Below are 16,843 nucleotides of genomic sequence, written 5' to 3'. Positions count from 1 at the left end.
GGCTGTTTTCATTATACAAGCTGAGCTTGTTTTTTTCGTGCCTGTTTCGCGGCGTCGACCATATTTTTTAATGCCGCAACGGTTTCTTCCTGCTGTCTTGTTTTCAGTCCGCAGTCCGGGTTTACCCAGAAGCGGTCAGTCGGACACACTTCAAGCGCGTCATCAATAATTTGATAGATTTCTTCAGTTGCCGGCACACGCGGGCTGTGAATGTCGTATACACCGAGTCCGAGGCCTTTTACGTAAGGATGTTCTTTCAAATATTCTAAAAATCCTCCGTGGCTTCTGCTGTGTTCGATTGTAATGACATCCGCGTCAAGATCATTGATCGTATCTACGATATCTTCAAAGTTGCTGTAACACATATGCGTATGAATCTGCGTCTCATTTTGCACAGAAGACGTCGTTAACCGGAATGCTTCTGCAGCCCAAGTTAAATATTCATCCCAATCCTGCGTTTTTAACGGCAGTCCTTCGCGGAGCGCGGGTTCATCCACTTGGATAATCTGTATACCGGCATCTTCAAGCGCTTTTACTTCTTTTCTGAGGGCAAGCCCGATCTGGAAGGCGATTTCTTTTCTTGAAATATCCACACGCGGGAATGACCAGTTTAAGATGGTGACAGGTCCCGTCAGCATGCCTTTCATGTGTTTTTCCGTCAGCGATTGGGCGTAGACCGTATCTTTTACCGTCATCGGTTCGATAAATTCGACATCTCCGAAAATGACAGGCGGACGTACGCAGCGTGAACCGTAAGACTGCACCCATGCATATTTCGTAAAGGCGAATCCGGCAAGTTTTTCACCGAAGTATTCGACCATGTCCGTACGCTCAAATTCTCCGTGAACGAGCACGTCTAAGCCGATTTCTTCCTGAATGTCAACCCAGCGCTTCGTTTCCGCATTAATAAAGGCTTGGTACTGTTCATCAGTCCAATCTTTTTTGCGCCATTTTTGCCGTGCGCTCCGCACCTCGGCAGATTGAGGGAAGCTTCCGATTGTCGTCGTCGGCAGAAGAGGAAGACCGAGTGATTCATTCTGCAGCGCCAATCGTTCTTCAAAGCTTGCCGGACGGGAGAAATCTTTTTCCGTCAGCTGATTCAGCTCTTCTTTTTGAGCTGAGTTCGCTCCTGTTGCGAATGCTTTTAAAGCCTTAAGTGCCGCTTTTGATTCTTCGATCTGCTCACTGACGGCCGCTTTTCCGGACAGAAGCCCTTCTTTTAAGACGCCGAGTTCCGCCAGTTTTTCTTTAGCGTATGACAGGCCGTTCAGCAAATCCTTTTCAAGATGCTCGTCAGGGTGTTTCGCCACCGGCACGTGCAGAAGGCTGCTTGAAGGCTGAATCCATAACTCCTCAACATCAGCGTGGCTGAGGATATCCAAAGCCGCGTCAAGGCGTTCTTCAACATCGATTTTCCAAATGTTCCGGCCGTCGACCACACCGGCTGCCAGTACTTTATCTTTCGGGAAGCCGTGCTTTTTCAGCTGCTCAAGGTTTCTGCCTTTATCATGTACGAAGTCAAGCCCGATTCCCTGTACAGGATAAGAAACGAGTTCTTCATATGCATCAACCGAATCGAAGTATGTCTGCAGGAGGACATTCAGTCCTGAAAGCTCTTTTGTGATCGCCTCATAGAGGTCTTTGGCGGCGCGGACATCTTCAGAAGAAGCTGTCACAAGGGCAGGCTCATCAATCTGAACCCATTTGACGCCTTCTGCTTCAAGCTCTTTCAGCAGCTGCACATAAAGAGGAACAAGGCGCTTTTGAATCGCTTTCGCTTCTGATTCTTCGTATCCTTTCGCAAGTGTGACGAATGTGTACGGACCGACGATGACAGGTTTTGTTTCCGCTCCGAATTTTTCTTTGATCCGGCGGTAGTCGTCAAGCTGTTTGTTTCTCGTCAGACGGAATTCAATGCTTTCGTCATATTCAGGAACGATGTAATGGTAGTTGGTATTGAACCATTTCGTCATTTCACTGGAAACGGCGTCTTTTACACCACGGGCAATCGCAAAGTATGTATCAACGGGATCCGTGATGCTGCGGAATCTTTCCGGAATCCAGTTAAAGCTGACGGCTGTATCAAGCACATGGTCATAATGGGTGAAATCAGAGACCGGCACGATATCGATATGTTGGTCAAGCTGTGTTTTGACAGCTGATAAGAATAAACCGTCAAGCTCTTTAAGAAACGTTTCTTTATCAGTGTTACCTTTCCAATAAGCCTCAAGCGCTTTTTTCCATTCTCTGTTCAAGCCGATTCTCGGAAAACCGAGGTTCGAAGTTTTGATTGTTGTCATTAAGTTTCCTCCTTTAAGTGAGATGTAACAAAAAAGCCTCTTTCTCATGAGAGAAAGAGGCTTTAACTTCAAAATGCAAGCCTCTCTTATCTCTCAGATCACGTCTGATGGAATTAGCACCGTGCCTTATGAGACAATCGTCTCGGCGCAAAAATCACGCGCCCCATTTCACAATGGAATTACGGTCGGTTGCTGTTGGGGTCAAAAGGCCAATCCCTCGCCCAACTCTCGATAAGAGAAAATATTTCAATTTTTTTGAAAAGTTACATCATTTGTTGGTTATCTTATCAGCTTATTCAGATCACTGTCAATAGAAAATCTCACAATTTAAAAATTGGTGATATGACAAGCTGATTAATCATTATACGAGAAAAATATCAGAAAGACAGCAGCTGGGCCTGTTCGGCTCTTTCCATCAGCACTTCAGGCGCGTCTAAATACAGAAATCCGTTCCCGGCCAATGTTTTGGAGATGTCCAAAGGAAGGGTCCGCCGCACGAGCTGGGCGTAGATTTCAGCCTCAGAAAGCGTCCGCTGAAACGCGTCCTGTTCAAGCCCTTTTATTAAGGCAAGCGCTCCGCTCACATGCGGGGCGGCCATTGAAGTGCCCGTCAGCTTCCCGTATTTATGGTTGGGAAGGGTGGAGAGAATATTTTCTCCCGGAGCCACCAGGTCAATCTCTTTATTGGCGTTTGAAAATTCAGACGATTTACGGGCGATTGAGACTGATCCGACTGCGATCACTTCGTTGTAAGCGGCCGGATACGACAGTTCCTCTGTACGCTCGTCTCCGTCGCCTTCGTTTCCTGCTGCGCAAACGACCAGAACACCGCTTTTTACCGCATTTGTGACGGCTTCTTTCAATTCAGGCACATCGCTTGGCCCGCCGAGTGACATGGAAATGATATCGGCCTTTTGTTCAACGGCGTAGTTGATGCCGTTAATGATCCATTCGTATTTGCCGCTGCCGTTTTGACCGCCGAGAACTTTAACGATTAAAAGGCTTGCTTCCGGCGCGACACCCGAAATTCCGCCGTTTGAATCATTGGCGGCAATCGTTCCGGAAACGTGTGTCCCGTGTCCGTTATAATCGGAAATCGCGTCTTCTTTGCCTCCGTCATCATCGGTGAAGTTTTTCCCGCCGACAATCCGGTCTTTCAAATCAGGATGATTGATGTCGCAGCCTGTGTCAAGCACCGCGATTTTAATATCCTTGCCTTTAAACCCTTTTGCCCACAACTCTGGCGCCTTAATCACTTTAATCCCCTCAGGAAGCTCGTTCACATCCATGATCTGTTCATCCGTGACATAAGGAATCAAATGCATTTCACCATTCATAAAAAAGCCCTCCTTTTTTATGCTTGCGAGTGGATACAAGGGTGTTGCTACTATTTTATGGCAGAGCATGCCGGCCGGAAAGAGTCATTTGAAGCATTTTCATAAAAAAGGCGTAATCTATCGTACTAAAAAATTTCAAATATATGGATAGTTTGACAGCTTTCATTTTCATTCATGACCTGCTGACGCTATAATTGGAAATGGGAAAGGAGAAGAGATATGAAGATAAGTGAAGCATTATACAGCTATTTCTCAGAACAAGTGGATCAAATTGCGAAAGAGTGGATCGAAACGATGGAAGATTCGGATCCGAATTCGATTTATTCTTTGACAAATCCTGTCATCACAGAAGAACTGACGGAGCAGGATAAAGAATTTTACCGGCATATTAATAAAATGTATATTATGCCGCAAAAAGAATTTTTAGAAGAGTTCGAGCAGTGGGTGATTGAGCTCGCGAAAGACCAGAAGCATCTGGATACACCCGTCCAGTATGTGGTCCGTGAATTCATGAGAAACCGGAGACTATACATCAGTTATTATGATGCGTTTGCCGATAAACATGAATCTTCGTTTGCACAGGGAGAAAGGAAGAAATGGGAGAATTTAATTGTACAAGTATTTGATTTTACGATTTACACGTTTGTCGATCATGCCGAGCATAACTCAAAAATGCAGCTGAACGCGCAAAGAGAAATGATTTTGGAGTTAAGCTCGCCGGTTATCACGCTGAGCAAACGGACGGCGCTGCTGCCGCTTGTCGGCGATATTGACACGGAGCGCGCCAAATTCATTCTTGAAAATACGCTGAGCACATGTGCCAAACGGCTGATTGAACATCTGTTTATTGACCTGTCGGGTGTAGTAGTTGTCGATACGATGGTGGCGCATCAGATTTTTAAATTAATTGAGGCGCTGAACCTGATCGGCGTCACGTCCACTTTATCCGGAATCAGGCCGGAAATGGCTCAAACCGCCGTACAGCTCGGCATTAATTTCTCAGATATTACGATCAAGTCCAATCTCGCTCAGGCTCTCAATTATCATCAATAACATACATAACAAAACAGGCTGCCGAATCACTCCGGCGGCCTGTTTTTATACAAACAACAATGAAATGAGCCAGCTTGCGCCGAATAACAGAAGCACGAGCAGGAAAAAGCACCAGTCGGCGCGGCGCACAGTAACAGTTCTGTAAAACGTGCGGTTTCGGCTCCCCGTAAAGCCTTTAGATTCCATCGCGATCGCCGTGCGTTCCGCCTTTCTGATTGCGCCTGCCAATAGCGGAATGGTGAAGCGCCTGACGGCGGAGAGCTTTCCTTTCAGCCCGGAATCAGACGCCGCGCCCCTGATTCTGTGCGCCTGCCGGATGATCAGGATTTCATCTTTCAGAAGAGGGAGAAACTGGAACCCCGCGATAACGCCGTATGCAAGCTTTGGCGGCAGCTTACACTGCTGAATCAGACTGAGCATGAACAGAATCGGATCGGTTGTGAAAAGAAACATCATCGACAAAGCGGAAAAACATAAAATACGAAACGCGATAGAAATCCCGAGCGCCGCGTTATCACTGTTGACGGCAATCGGCCCGAGCTTAAACAGCAGGTTGCTTCCGGTTGTCGGGATGTTTCCGAATACGGCGGCTGTCCATAAAGAACCGAAGGCCAGAATGACAAACGGAATCGTGAACAGCAGCCATTTTTTCAGCGGCACACGCCCCGCCGAGAGGACGCCTCCCGCAATGATGATATAAAACAAAGCAGGGGTGTACGGATTATAAATAAACGACAGCATAATGACGCATAACAATACAGCCGCCGCCTTTATTGACGGGTTAACAGCCTCCAGCCGCAAGTTCATTTCTCCGCCTCCTGTCGTGTTTCATCCATTCATACCGCAGCGGCAAAGCCAAATGCGCCTGCTCGGCGATCCCGGTGTTATCAGAAAACAAAGCGTCGGGAGTTCCCCGGAATACCAGTTTCGTGCCGCAGAGCACAAGGATCGTGTCGGCATAATCTGAGACGAGTTCCATATCGTGTGTCACCATTAAAACAGCCGTTCCTTCCTTTTGAATCTCACGGAGCATTTGCATACACTCCCGCGCCGTTTTGGCATCCTGTCCGAAAGTCGGTTCATCAAGCATCAAAACTTTCACATTGTGCATAAGCATCGTCGCGACGCTGAGCCTGCGTTTTTGTCCTTGGCTTAAAGAAAACGGATGCTGTGAGGCATGGCGTCTCAGGCCGAATCGGGTTAACAGCTGAAGAGCTTTCTCCTTTGCGGCTCTGCTGCTTTCAAAACCGAACATCAGCTCTTGAATGACGGAATCTGTGACAAACTGGTGTTCAGGATTTTGGAAAACATATCCGATCAGCCGCCGCAGCTCTTTTTCAGAATAGGCATCAATCGGTCTGCCGTCTATTTTGATGTCTCCGCTCAGCGGACGGATGAGCTTGGCCGCGGCAGAAAGGAGCGTGGATTTTCCTGTTCCGTTAGGGCCGGCAATCGCGGTGATTGAACCTTTTTTTACGGAAAAGCTCACATCCTGAAAAATGACGTCTGCTCCTCTTGAGAATGACAGCTCGTGAACGCTCAGCGCGTCTTCTGCCGAAAGCGCGGCGGGCCGGGGTTCGGGCAGAGATGGTACAGGTTCGTGAAACAGCTTTTCTTTACACAATGTAAAAGGAATGCTGACGTGCTCCTGCAATGAGATCACACGCGGGATCGGAATGCCGAGCTCCATCAGCTCTTCAATCTTTGTTTCAAAGATAACGTCCGTCTCTCCGTCCATCACCTTCTGACCCGTTTCGTCAAGGACAATCGTCCTGTCCATCCACGGCGCCCAATGATCAAGCTGATGTTCGATAACGAGAAGGCCGAAGCCTTTTTTTGCTTGAAGATCTTTGATCAGCCGCACTAATTCACGTGCGGAATATGGATCAAGCTGTGCAGTCGGTTCGTCCAAAATAATGAGTTCCGGTTCCATCGCAATGATACAGGCAAGCGCCACTTTTTGTTTTGAACCGCCTGACAGCGAAGCGATCGTTCGCGTTTTCAGATGAGTGATCTCTAATTTTTCTAAAACGTCATCGATGATTGCGTCCATATCTTCTTTTGTATATTGCAAATTTTCCAGGCCGAAGGCGATTTCATCTTCAACCGTCAGCATGCAAAACTGCTGGTCCGGATCTTGAAACACGACGCCGATGGATCTGGCGGCGGGTTCTGTCAGATGTGAAAGAGGTGTTCCGTATAAAGAAACGGTTCCCGATTGAATCCCATCGCATGCTTCCGGGTACAGACCGTTTAAACAGAGAGCGAGCGAGCTTTTGCCGCATCCGCTCGGCCCGAGCAATAAAGCCCGCTCTCCTTTGCGGAGCTGAAAGGACACGTTTTGAAGAATCGGCTTTTCATTCTGATCATAAGAAAAGGTAAGACGGCCGGCCGATAGAAGGGGTTCAGATGCCTGCATCTTGGTTCACCTGTTTCTTTTTCTTCTTGAATTGTTTTCCGAGCGCCATGCCGTTCAGCACCCCTGTGTAAGCCAGCGCATCACTGATTGCTTTGCCGAGAAGGCCGGCAAGAAGCGCACCTGAGACCAGACGGATGAGAAGCATGACGGCTAATAAACCCGGATTCAAAACAGAGTATCCGGAAACGAACAAGTCATAAATGAAGCTTGTCACAGAAGACCCCATACCGGATAAAAGAAGCACGGGCAGGGTATAAATCCGCCAGCGTGTCGCTAAAAAGACCGCTTCCGCACCGATTCCCTGTGCGATCCCGATCAGAATCACCATCGGTCCTGACGGATTTCCGAGTAAGCACTCCACAAACGCGGCGATGATTTCAGAAACGAGAGCCGCTCCCGGTTTTTGAATAATGTACGCGGCAATTACCGAGACGATAAACCAGATACCGTAAATCGGTTCGTAGCTCATCCGGCCGAAAAATCCTGCCGCTATATTGCTTGCATGAGTTGATACTAAATAAATGACAGCAAATACAACACTGATGACTGACATGACAACAATTTCTCTCATTTTCCAATTTTTCATTGTGATCTCCTGCTTTCTTATCGGATAGTCGTATGTATGAAAGAGTTGATTTTACAGGCGGTTCATATTCAGTTTCATATTGCGGTGTCCTCCCCCGTTTTTTAATGAAAAATAAAAAACTGCATATCCGAGGGAATATGCAGCAGCAGAACGAAAACGCATGGGGAAAAACCCTGCGCTCCGGTCAATCTGCACTTCCCCACGCTGGTATTATCCAGATCGGGTTATAAGGGATCAAAACACGCCTGCCGCATGTTTTATCTCAGCCGATAACAGCACCCCTAGTGCGTTTCCTATACAGTTTTTTATAATGACATCATCATAGTTGATCATGTCTGATTTGTAAACAGCCTTTCTCCGAACAGAGTTTGGAATCGGACCGGAAGATCATTCATAAAGATAAGAAGAGCCCTTTTGATCAAAAGGAAACGGAGGACATCTATGTTTGTTCATACAGTGCAGTCTGGCGACTCGTTATTTTCCATCAGCAGAAAGTACGGATACCCTGTTGACAGCATCAGAAGCGTCAACGGGCTTGAGGAAACGAATATCGTTCCGGGGCAGGCGCTTTTAATCCCTCTTAATGAATATACGGTTCAGCCGAATGATACGTATGCCGTTATCGCAGGTAAGGCTTATGTGCCGCAGATGCAGCTGATGCAGGCAAACCCGGATATTCCGCCGAACCGGCTGCGGGCGGGTATGAAAGTGAAGATCCCTGATATCTCTAACTATCTTGCGGGAACCCTGCAATTTTATGTCATTCGGACGCCTGAAGCGGATAGAGAGTTAATTAATGATTTTGCGCCGTATTCTTCGGCGATTTCTTTGTTTGAATATCATTTTGGCCCGAACGGAGATATCATTAACGATTTAAACGACAGAACCGCAATAGAAACCACATGGCAGAACAGAGTGCGCCCGCTTGCCGTCATTACGAATCTGACAGAAGGGGGATTCAGTCCGGAATTAGCCCATCAAGTGCTGCAAAATCCGACGGCAAGAACGAATCTCGTCAACAATATCGTCTCCTTAACCGTAAGAAAGGGGTACGGCGGTGTAAATATCGATTTTGAACGGGTCAGAGAAGCTGACAGGGACCTCTTCACAGGATTTCTCCGGCAGTTAAAAACCCGGCTTTCAGAGCATCACCTCGCGTTAACGATATCGGTTCCGGCGAAAACAAGTGATGCAGTGCCGTGGCTGAGGGGATATGATTACGGCGGAATCGGAGCTGTCGTCGATTATATGTTCATTATGGCGTACGACTGGCACCACGCCGGCAGTGAGCCGGGACCCGTGGCGCCTTTGACAGAGGTCAGGCAAACGATCAATTTTGCTATCAGCAGGGTGCCGAGAAGAAAAGTGATTCTCGGTGTTCCGCTGTACGGGTATGATTGGGTGATTCCGTACCGTCCGGGAACGATCGGATCCGCCATCTCCAATCAGCGCGCCATGGAAACGGCCATGAAGCATCAATCAGTGATCCGTTATTCTCAGCAGGAGCGTTCCCCTTACTTCCGGTATACTGATGAAAATGGAAGAACGCATGAAGTGTGGTTTGAGGATGTACGGAGCATGAGTGAAAAAATGGTTCTCGTTCGGGAGTTCGGACTGCAGGCGATCGGCGCGTGGCAATTAACGCTCGGTTTCAAACCGGGCCCGTGGCTGCTTAGGAACTTTTTCACGATCCGAAAAATATAGCTGCATGTCCCGCTCCGCAAGTGATTTTTTTCCTATGATAACGGGTCTTCTTTTGGACAATCTAAAATTGAACAGGAGGTCTGTCATATGAAGAAAAGGGAAGAGCAGTATATCAACGAGGCTGAGTATGTACCGCATCCGACAAAAGAAGGGGAGTACGCGCTCATGCTGCATGAATCCTATCATTTCCTTTCAGAAGAGGATGAAAGCGATTTGCCGGAATAAGGGCTTTATGCCTTTATTCCGTTTATTTTATAGGCATGTGCTGAAATCACAAATTTAAGGTTGACACATTCCTTTTTTTTCTGTAATCTCAGTGTGTCAATTCAAATAAGAACTTCGTTAGGTGAGGCTCCTGTATGGAGATACGCTGCTGCCCAAAAATGTCCAAAGACGCCAATGGGTCAACAGGAATCATCGACATAAGGTGATTCTTAACGCAGCTGGATGGCTGTCCTATGCCATACAGTGCTAAAGCTCTACGATTGGAGGCCCCGCACGTTTATTTGCCGTGCTTGTTTTCGCCTTCATATCAGAAGGTTTTTTTTATGCCTCAAAACGTACACGACTGAGCATGATAAGGAGGTGCGGAGTATGGATTCTCCCCATTCGAGTATGTCAGAAGAAGTACCCATATACAGCCAGATAACCAGTGACGACATGATGAGGAGACAAACCGCCGCACTTCCCTTGACGGACGGCGCGTCTCCGTAAAGGAGGTACGAGTCCCGATGGTCCAAAACATGACCTATGACGAACTCATATTACGCATTATCATTTTATTGCGGGACGGAAAAATAAAAGAATTCCGAAACATGATAGATGAGCTTCAGCCCTATGACATGGCATTTTTGTTTAAAGAAATGCCGGAAAAGCACCGGGCCCGCTATCTGTCATATATGACGGTTGATGACATCACCGATATGATCGGAGAGCTGGAGCGGGAATTTCAGCTTGCCGTTTTGCATAAAGTCGGTAAAACGAAAGCCACTCTCGCAATGAATAAAATGGATAACGACGATCTCGCCGCATTGCTGGAAGAGATGGATGAAGAACTGAAAGAACAGCTTTTATCCAGCATGGAGGCTGAGGAATCAAAGGCCGTACAGCTTTTGATGAACTATCCGCAAGAATCGGCGGGCCGGATGATGACGAACCGCTTCGTCTGGATTCCGCAGCATTATACAGTAAAAGATGCGGTCGTGAAGCTGAAAAGCTTTGCAGAAATCGCAGAATCAATAAATTATTTGTACGTGATTAATGACAGCAAGCAGCTTGTCGGAGTGCTCTCATACAGAGATTTAATTCTCGGCGAGCCTGAGGATAAAGTGCAGGATCTCATGTTTACGCGTGTCATCTCGGCCGGGGTGCTCCAAGACCAGGAAGAAGTCGCCCGGCTGATCCAGCGGTATGACTTTTTAGCCATTCCCATCGTGGAAGAAAATCATGTGCTTGTCGGTATTGTCACTGTCGATGATATTATTGACGTCGTGATTAAAGAAGCCGATGAAGATTACGAAAAATTCGCAGCCTCCGGTAAGGCGATTACATTTGATACGAAAGCGTACGTTGCGGCGTACCGCCGTTTGCCGTGGCTCATTCTGCTTTTGTTTATCGGATTGATTTCCGGAAGCATTCTGAATTATTTTGAAGATACATTGCAAAAAGTCGTCGCCCTCGCGTTTTTCATGCCGATGATCGCGGGAACGACGGGTAATACAGGCACACAGTCACTCGCCGTCGTCATCAGAGGACTGGCTAAAGAAGAAATGAATAAAAAAACCATCTTTAAACTGATTTTCCGTGAACTAAGAACCGGTATCTATATCGGCATCGTCTGTGCGATCGCGATTACGATTGTCGCAACCGTCTGGCAGAAAGACTTAACGCTCGGTTTTGTCGTCGGTTCATCGCTGCTTGCAACGTTGATTATCGGTACGATGGCCGGAACGATCGTCCCTATTATTCTTCATAAACTGAACATTGACCCGGCGATTGCATCAGGACCGCTGATTACGACGCTGAACGATATTTTGTCCTTATTAATTTATTTCGGCATTGCAACTGCATTTCTTCATGCTTTATAAAAAAAGTCCGTCTCACAGGAGGCGGACTTTTTTGATCAGCGGTTTTTATACTTAAAATGAGCATTAAGCTGTCCTTCCAGCATTTTTTTGCGGAGCTGCGGGTCGTTTTTGAGAGCTTGTTCTTTTTTTCGCATGTCTTTTAAAATCTCAGCCGTCTGCACGCCGTCTTCCCGCTTGTTGGCAATATCCATCAGCCGCTCAACGTCCGCGAAGGAATACTTTCTCGTTCCCCGTGATGAACGCTGCGGGTAGATTAATTTCCGTTCTTCATAGTATCTGATCTGTCTGACTGACAATCCGGTTAATTCGCTTACAATGCCGATCGAGATTACTTTTTTATCTTTGTAAGATTGTTCGTCTGTCGTCATTTTCCCCACCCCTGGATGTCTTTTACTCATATTATATAAGAAAAAAAGAGAAAAAACCTGACGCTTGTCAGGTTTTCTGACACGGAATAGAAAATTTTAGAAAAAAAGCGGCAGAAAAATTGACAAGGTTAATGCATGGTCCTTTGCCCCGTTTTATGCTTACTGTACAGACACAATGAGGAGGAAGGATAGGAATGGAGAAAGAAAAAGCGGTTTCGCTGGCAAAAGAAATCATTGAATTAGATATGAAACGCGATGAAATGCTGGAGGCGTTCATGCAGCTTGCCGGGGAACACGCTTTTCCGCTGCTCAGAGCCGTCCAGAACGGACTTTACCGAAAAACATCATAATCTACAGAAGTTTTACAATGGCTTTATACATCTTTGATATAAAAGCGTTATTCTGATCATAGAATAACGGAAAACAAAGGAGGCCGCCATGAGTCGTTTGCTTCAAAATGCATTGGACAAAGAGAGAAACCATTATTCCAAAAAGCTTCTGCAGATCGGAGTCTATACGAAAGAAATACTCAATTCCATGACAATTACGGAGCTGAGAAAGGAATACGCGTATTTTTTTCGGAACATTCCCTATAAAGAACGGAACCCTTATACAAATTAAATGATGTATAAGGGTATTTTTTTATATAAAAAAGAAGGAATTCTGAAAAACGGCACGAATAGAATATAAAACAAAGAACGACTCTTATGAATTGTAAGGGTTTACATTATTTTTTTATAAAAATCTTAAATACGGGGTAGATATGATGAGATTATCATTTAACGAAGAAGAAGTGATGCGTTCGATGAATTTGTACAAAGTTTTTGCAAGGGCTTTCAAGAGTGTGTCTGAACACAGCATCCGAGACAGTAAAGAACACGGTTTTAATCCGACTGAATTTGCCGTTTTGGAGCTGCTCTATACGAGAGGACCGCAAAAGCTTCAGCAAATCGGGTCGCGCCTTTTGCTTGTCAGCGGGAATGTCACCTATGTCATCGACAAGCTTGAAAGAAACGGGTTTTTGGTCAGAGAACAAGACCCGAAGGACAAACGTTCTGTTTACGCCCATTTAACTGATAAAGGAAACGAGTATTTGGATAAAATTTATCCGATTCATTCATTGAGAATTGCGAGAGCGTTTTCAGGACTTATGCCTGAGGAACAGGAACAGCTGATAGCCCTGCTGAAAAAAGCGGGAATTCACAGCCAGCATTTGCTTTTCCGTTAAAAGAAAGCGGATACAGACACTCTTCTTCACGAAGAGTGTTTTTTTTCTGTTCCGGACAGTAGAGCCTGAAGCGGTTTTTGCATAAGCTGATACAGGTCGGCATCATTATTTACCAATCATAATGTGACATGCCCCATGCCAAAATATGAGGGTGCTTTGAATATAAAGAAGGTGAACATGTGAGAAGCTGTCTGCTGTCTATATGGTACTTACTTGATCCGCTTTATTTCTTCTTTACCCGGCTGACGCTGATTGATAAACGGCAATCGAATGTATTCCGCGTCCGTTTGACTAGATATAAAGGAAAAGAAGTCATCCTGAGCGACGGGACCAGAATTAAAAAAAACGACGTGTTAGTTAAGATTCATCTTCATAATGTCAAACTCCTGAAAGAGCTGCAGCCTATTGAAAGCGCGGTCAGAAGGGGGATTATGCTATATCAGAAGGTATATCAATCCATGCCTCATTTAGCGGATTATATTAACCAACATAAACGGAAAGACGAGATTAAGGGAGTCGTCGGCATTACAATGCTTCATAAAGGAGCGGCGAGACTCGGTTTTGATGTGATAAAACCGTCCAGCGGCTGCTACAGGCTGTTTAAGAAAGCGGCCCATATTCCCATTTTATACTTTACTGCAAAACAGCTCACCCTCAAAAACATTCCTTATTCCTGCTATTTATTTATTTCCAAAGAAAAATTGATGTGCACGTATCAGACTGAAAAGAGCTGACAAAAAGCGTCAGCTCTTTCTCTTGATTTGCTCAAGCACGATTGAAAGCGGGCCGTCCTGCGGATTCCGGTAAAAATCATAGAACGGATCTCCCTCTGTCCTGACGCGGTTCACTACTGTATCGATCGTATAATCATCAGGTGTTAAAGAGGAGTTGACTTCGCTCCAATAAAGGGGAGCCGCAACCGTTCCCAATTCGTTGCCCCGGGTCGAATAGGGGGCGATAATGGTTTTCCCTTCGGCATGCTGCAAATAATCTAGGTAGAGTCTGCCGTTTCGGTTTTTGATAAACCGCTCTGTCGTAAAAAGATCCGGGCGCGTCCTGACGCAATAATCGGCGATGAGCATTGTGAACGCACGGGTTTCTTCATAGGTGAATGCTTCCGGTGAAAGCGGGATGTAGAGCTGAATGCCTTTATTTCCGGAGAGCTTCGGGAATGACGTAATGCTGAATGAGTCAAACAGCTGTTTCAGCACATGGGCAGCCTCCACAGCCATAGGGAAATCATTCCTTGACGGGGGATCAAGGTCAATGACAATCTCTGCGGGCCTTTCGGAATGCACTGTCTGAAACGGAACGTGAAATTCAAGCGCCAGCTGATTAGCCAGCCATAAAAGTGACGGTATGCTGCTGCATACGATGTGCTCGTGGCTCCCGTCAAACACGCTTGAGACAAAGTCCGGCGTGTAGTCCGGTTTGTTTTTTTGAAAAAAAGATTCGCCGGGCGCGCCGTGCGGATAACGGATCACCGTGACGGCCCGATCTTTAAGAAAGGGCATAAGAAAATCGCTCATTTTCACCATATAACTAAGGAAATCTGCTTTCGTTTTTTCACGTTTTTTAAAAACAATCTTATCCAGGCTTGTGAACTGCAGCTTCGGCGGCAGCGTTTTAGAGTGAAGGATAAGCTGCTGATACGTGCATTCCGTCCAATCCATTTCAAACTGAAAAGACACAAAAGATACTTCACGCAGCGTGTCCTGCAATATGGTTAAATACTGCACGGTCATGCAGATAGAAGGCTCAAGTGTATACTCGCCGCTTTTTTGTTTTTTCCCGTGGGTCTCCATAATGGTTCTGACGGCGTTTTTTTCTTCCGCCTGCATGCCGTGGGAAACGGAAGCGATCGGGACGGCGGTGCCGTCTTTTAAAACAGAGGCCGTTACATACCCGTTCTTCGGGTTAAACCCGGTTAATAGCACATGTGCCGTTTTCATATGTTTATACTTTTGCCAGTCGGGAGAGCGTTTATTTTCCGCCCAGCCGCTGGAAGCCCTTTTTGCTACGATACCTTCTCCGTCATGGCGGACGACCTTGTCCCAAAGCGCATCAAAGTCAGTGTGCTCCGGAATGTATTGAATCGCTTCTTCCGCTAAGTGATGAGGGCAGGCGGGAAGATTTGCTTCTTTAAGCAGTTTGGAAAGGGCGCGTTTCCGTTTCACATACGGTAATGAGACGGTGCCCGCGCCTTCCAGAACGAGGAGATCAAACGCCAGAAAGCGGCACGGCCGTCTATCAGCGATGCTTTCAATTGCTTCCGTCCGTTTTAAACGTCCGCGGATTTGAAGATGCTCAAAGTCCGCTCTGTACGGATTGATTAAATAGACAAGCTCTCCGTCAAGCGTAATGGGGAACTTGTCTTTCATGTGCTGAAAACACCGGGCCGCAAAAGCCGTGATTTCCGGAAATTGATTCGTCAGCGTCTGTCCGTTTCTGCTGGTTAATGTAACGCCGCTTTCGTCTATGCGGAGAAGACAGCGGAACCCGTCATACTTTACCTCATAGCGCCACTCACTGCCTTCAGGCGGTACAGAGGTCAAAATCGGCTGCATCGTCAGCACCATGATTAAGACGTTCCGGCTTTTTGTCTGGTCGTCTTCTGCTTTTTGCCTCCGCCGCCTGCTGACGCGGCGTCTTTTGTCCGCGCCGGTGCAGCCTGTTCGCGATCCGGCCGCTTCGTCCGGTCAATGCTTGCCTGAAGCGCGCTGACAAGATCGATGACATCTTCGCGCGGGCCGGCAGCAGCCGGTGTCACGCCCGCTTCTTCATGTTCGAGCTTATCGTTAATTTTAGCGAGAAGGGCTTTCCGGTATGTGTCTTCGTATTGTTCCGGGTCAAACTCGGTTGTCAGCTCATTAATTAACGTAATCGCCGTCTGCAGCTCTTTTTCATTAACGGCTGTCTGCTCGGGAACGCCCGGCACATGTCCGGCATTTCTGACTTCATCCGGATAATGAATGGATTCCATCACGATGCAGTTGTCATACACGCGAAGAATCGCAAGCTGCTGTTTAGAGCGGATCGTAATGGAGGCAATCCCGATTTTACCCGTCGTCCTCAGCGCTTCCCGTAAAAGTGTATAGGCTTTTGTGCCGTTATCTCCCGGCCCGACATAATACGACCGGTTAAAATAAATCGGATCAATTTCCTGCAGCTGGACAAAGTCAACAATCTCAACCGCCTTTTCTTCATGTTCCTGTTTTACGTCTTTCAAGTCATCGTCTGTCATAATGACGTATTTCCCTTTTACATACTCATAGCCTTTCACGATTTCATCAGGCTCCAGACTCTTTTCACATCCGGTGCAGATTTTTTCGTATTTAATCGGCGCATGGTCTTCTTTATGAAGACTGCGGAATTTTATATCTTTATCTTCAGTGGCCGCAAAGAGCTTAACCGGGATATTGACGAGGCCGAAACTGATCGAACCCTTCCACATCGTGTGCATGAATAAAAACTCCTTTTTGTCTTTATTGTGGATAAACAGGTCCGTTCCATGTGTAGCAACTTATGGGTGATGCGGCGCTTCATGGAGCGGCTGTTCCATTTCCTCAGGCGGAAATGGTCGGCTGAAAAGGAAATGAATTCATTATTTACAATTAGTGAATCGGTAAGTTCTTTAAAGCGCTGAAGTCCCTGAAAATCATTCCCCGGGAAATGCCCCGCATTCCCATGTAGTGACTGAGAAAATTTCCCGCTCCCATATGAACTGAATCTGCGGTCAGCCGCCGCTTACCGCGAAGGGT

General features: G+C 46.7%; 16 protein-coding genes and 3 riboswitches. Of the genes, 8 read left to right on the top strand and 8 right to left on the bottom strand.

The genetic code is table 11. The features are described from left to right. Window positions 1-11 precede the first annotated feature (11 nt). Window positions 12-2,300: a 5-methyltetrahydropteroyltriglutamate--homocysteine S-methyltransferase gene (metE, locus tag OTK50_RS02790; RefSeq protein WP_088462232.1), complete on the bottom strand. Its 2,289-nt coding sequence runs from the start codon at window positions 2,298-2,300 to the stop codon at window positions 12-14. Window positions 2,301-2,383: 83 nt separating this feature from the next. Beyond that, window positions 2,384-2,538: riboswitch (SAM riboswitch) on the bottom strand. A gap of 139 nt (window positions 2,539-2,677) precedes the next feature. Further along, the gene (locus OTK50_RS02785) at window positions 2,678-3,637 is read right to left on the bottom strand and encodes a S8 family peptidase (RefSeq protein WP_044801314.1); all 960 of its coding nucleotides are present in this window, start codon (window positions 3,635-3,637) and stop codon (window positions 2,678-2,680) included. Window positions 3,638-3,856: 219 nt separating this feature from the next. Between OTK50_RS02785 and OTK50_RS02780 the strand changes: the two genes are divergently transcribed. Then, entirely contained in the window at window positions 3,857-4,690 is an 834-nt protein-coding gene (locus OTK50_RS02780) for an STAS domain-containing protein (protein WP_088462231.1), read from the top strand. Window positions 4,691-4,735: 45 nt separating this feature from the next. Here OTK50_RS02780 and OTK50_RS02775 read toward each other — a convergent pair whose 3' ends face one another. Genes OTK50_RS02775 through OTK50_RS02765 form a run of 3 tightly spaced genes read right to left on the bottom strand, consistent with a single transcriptional unit; the run spans window position 4,736 to window position 7,695 of the window. After that, complete coding sequence (locus OTK50_RS02775; RefSeq protein ID WP_045207215.1) at window positions 4,736-5,497, bottom strand: energy-coupling factor transporter transmembrane component T family protein; 762 nt, start codon at window positions 5,495-5,497, stop codon at window positions 4,736-4,738. Next, window positions 5,472-7,109, bottom strand: coding sequence for an ABC transporter ATP-binding protein (locus OTK50_RS02770; protein ID WP_045207217.1), 1,638 nt, complete (start codon window positions 7,107-7,109; stop codon window positions 5,472-5,474). The genes OTK50_RS02775 and OTK50_RS02770 overlap by 26 nt, the downstream gene beginning before the upstream one ends. Further along, on the bottom strand, window positions 7,096-7,695 hold the full coding sequence (locus tag OTK50_RS02765) for an ECF transporter S component (RefSeq protein WP_032874674.1): 600 nt from the start codon (window positions 7,693-7,695) through the stop codon (window positions 7,096-7,098). Before OTK50_RS02765 ends, OTK50_RS02770 begins: the two co-directional genes overlap by 14 nt. A 179-nt stretch (window positions 7,696-7,874) precedes the next feature. Then, window positions 7,875-7,988, bottom strand: a riboswitch (TPP riboswitch). Window positions 7,989-8,136: 148 nt separating this feature from the next. On the opposite strand from OTK50_RS02765, the gene OTK50_RS02760 reads away from it, so the two are divergent. From OTK50_RS02760 to mgtE, 3 genes are all read left to right on the top strand, one after another. Further along, complete coding sequence (locus OTK50_RS02760) at window positions 8,137-9,399, top strand: glycoside hydrolase family 18 protein (protein ID WP_007610909.1); 1,263 nt, start codon at window positions 8,137-8,139, stop codon at window positions 9,397-9,399. Window positions 9,400-9,486: 87 nt separating this feature from the next. Then, window positions 9,487-9,624, top strand: a complete 138-nt coding sequence (locus OTK50_RS02755) for a transcriptional regulator SplA domain-containing protein (RefSeq protein WP_003154740.1) — start codon at window positions 9,487-9,489, stop codon at window positions 9,622-9,624. 106 nt (window positions 9,625-9,730) lie between these two features. Further along, window positions 9,731-9,896: riboswitch (M-box (ykoK) riboswitch) on the top strand. Window positions 9,897-10,130: 234 nt separating this feature from the next. Continuing rightward, the gene (gene mgtE / locus OTK50_RS02750) at window positions 10,131-11,486 is read left to right on the top strand and encodes a magnesium transporter (protein WP_012117400.1); all 1,356 of its coding nucleotides are present in this window, start codon (window positions 10,131-10,133) and stop codon (window positions 11,484-11,486) included. A 35-nt stretch (window positions 11,487-11,521) separates the two neighbouring features. Here mgtE and tnrA read toward each other — a convergent pair whose 3' ends face one another. Beyond that, entirely contained in the window at window positions 11,522-11,854 is a 333-nt protein-coding gene (tnrA, locus tag OTK50_RS02745) for a MerR family transcriptional regulator TnrA (RefSeq protein ID WP_003154734.1), read from the bottom strand. 194 nt (window positions 11,855-12,048) lie between these two features. Between tnrA and OTK50_RS02740 the strand changes: the two genes are divergently transcribed. From OTK50_RS02740 to OTK50_RS02725, 4 genes are all read left to right on the top strand, one after another. Next, entirely contained in the window at window positions 12,049-12,204 is a 156-nt protein-coding gene (locus tag OTK50_RS02740) for a hypothetical protein (RefSeq protein WP_003154733.1), read from the top strand. Between the two features lie 88 nt (window positions 12,205-12,292). Further along, entirely contained in the window at window positions 12,293-12,475 is a 183-nt protein-coding gene (locus tag OTK50_RS02735; protein ID WP_003154731.1) for a Fur-regulated basic protein FbpA, read from the top strand. Between the two features lie 142 nt (window positions 12,476-12,617). Beyond that, a complete protein-coding gene (locus OTK50_RS02730) occupies window positions 12,618-13,082 on the top strand; it encodes a MarR family winged helix-turn-helix transcriptional regulator (RefSeq protein ID WP_007610911.1) in 465 nt (154 codons plus the stop codon). A 179-nt stretch (window positions 13,083-13,261) separates the two neighbouring features. Next, complete coding sequence (locus OTK50_RS02725) at window positions 13,262-13,816, top strand: YkoP family protein (protein ID WP_007407215.1); 555 nt, start codon at window positions 13,262-13,264, stop codon at window positions 13,814-13,816. Between the two features lie 9 nt (window positions 13,817-13,825). Here the strand turns inward: OTK50_RS02725 and OTK50_RS02720 are convergent, their stop codons facing one another. Beyond that, window positions 13,826-15,661, bottom strand: coding sequence for a DNA ligase D (locus tag OTK50_RS02720; protein ID WP_088462228.1), 1,836 nt, complete (start codon window positions 15,659-15,661; stop codon window positions 13,826-13,828). 2 nt (window positions 15,662-15,663) lie between these two features. Continuing rightward, complete coding sequence (locus OTK50_RS02715) at window positions 15,664-16,545, bottom strand: Ku protein (protein WP_044801320.1); 882 nt, start codon at window positions 16,543-16,545, stop codon at window positions 15,664-15,666. Between the last annotated feature and the right edge of the window lie 298 nt (window positions 16,546-16,843).

The sequence above is a fragment of the Bacillus sp. NEAU-CP5 genome (assembly GCF_026420705.1).
In the GTDB taxonomy this organism is placed as follows: Bacteria; Bacillota; Bacilli; order Bacillales; family Bacillaceae; genus Bacillus; species Bacillus velezensis.
The sequence above is the reverse complement of the archived record's forward strand: the minus strand, read 5'-3'. Positions and strand labels throughout refer to the sequence as shown.